The sequence below is a fragment of the Pseudonocardia pini genome (genome assembly GCF_013870575.1).
GTDB lineage: Bacteria > Actinomycetota > Actinomycetes > Mycobacteriales > Pseudonocardiaceae > Pseudonocardia > Pseudonocardia pini.
Map to the genome: position 1 here is coordinate 1 of NZ_JACBXB010001047.1, position 1502 is coordinate 1502.

At 72.9% G+C, this 1502-nt stretch carries 1 protein-coding gene; it reads right to left on the bottom strand.

Annotation, left to right across the window (positions count from 1 at the left end):
• Window positions 1-25: 25 nt before the first annotated feature.
• The coding region (locus H5J29_RS32340; RefSeq protein ID WP_220188212.1) for an O-antigen ligase family protein at window positions 26-1502 on the bottom strand (1477 nt) is incomplete at its 5' end.

The window sequence follows — 1502 nt, forward strand, 5'->3', positions numbered from 1 at the left end:
CCGACGCCCCACGCGCGGGCCCTCATCACCCGGACCCGGGCTCGGCCAGGAACCTCGCCGGGGCCTCCGGCGCGGGCCGGAACCAGCCGCTCCGGCTGGTGACCACCACGCCGATCCCGAACACCGTCCACAGCAGGGCGGCCACCTGCGCGCCCTCGAGCTGCGGGTCGAAGAACGTCGAGACCAGCACCGTCGTGGCCACGGTCATGCAGAGGGCGGCGGTCTGTCGACGGGTGTGCAGCCCCTGCCGCTTGAGCCTGCCCACCGCACCCACCAGCCGCCAGTACCAGCCCGCCCACAACGCGACCCAGAGGCCGAAGCCGAGCACCCCCATCCGCGCCAGGATGTTCAGGTGCGAGTTGTGCGGGTTGCGCAGCTTCGTCGTCCCCTCGTCGTACACGCCGACCTCGCTCGCGAGGTTGGGGCCGAACCCCGCGCCGTCCACCAGCTCCCCCTCGTTGACCTGGCGCTCGACGACCCTGCTCCACAGCTGCTGGCGGCCGTCGACCGTGCCGCTGAGGTTCCCGGGCGCGTCCGCCGAGCCGGTCAGGCTCAGGACGTTGTTCACCAGCTGCGTGGTCGAGAAGGAACGGCCCTGCAGGCCGGGGATCGGGACGTCGACCGCGAGCAGGCTGAACAGCGTCAGGGCGATCACCCCGACGACCCCGGCCTTCGCGAGCATCCGCAGCCGGTCGTGGTGGAACGACAACCAGACCGACGCGCCCGCGAGCGTGCCGATGAGGCCGCCCCGGTTCTGCGTGGCCACCAGGGCGATGATCAGCAGCCCCAGCATCGTCCACGCCGCCCGACCCGGTGAGCGACCGCGCGGGGCCAGCCAGAGCCCGGCGATCACCAGGAGGGCGGCGGTCCCGGCGTTGCCGGACTTGTGGGAGAGCACGGAGATGTCGCTGAACGGCATCGTCGGGGCCCGCGCGGAGAACGGCACGAGGACCACGGCGAGGGGCAGCCAGAGCAGCAGCCAGGGGCTGATCCGCGCCAGACCGGACCACAGCCGGTCGAGGATCTCCGGCGACCGCGCCATCGCCGCCACGATGACGAGCGCGAAGAGCGAGTAGTACCAGAGCGCCGAGTCCCGGACGGCGTCGATCCCGTACGCGCGGACCCCCGGGACGGTCCGGATCGCGCCCCACAGCACGAAGAGGAGGAGGACCCAGAGGAGGGACTCGTCCCGCAGCGGGATCCGCAGGTAGCCGGTCGACGCGACGAGCCCGGCGATCCCGAGGGCCAGCACGAGCTCGCCGACGTAGAGCGGCGTGCCCGGCACGTGCAGGTAGGCGAAGGCCTTGTCCAGGAACAGGTATCCCGCGAGCAGCGGCCCGATCGTCCAGCCGTAGGCCACGAGGAGCCGGTCCCGGCTCCGCCCCGGGCCCGGCGAGACGATCCGGCCGGGCGTGTGCAGGAACGATCGGGTCGCCATCGAGGTCAGACGCGGTCGCGCGGGAACGGCGTCGGCCGCGAGCCGTTCCGCGCGACGACCACCG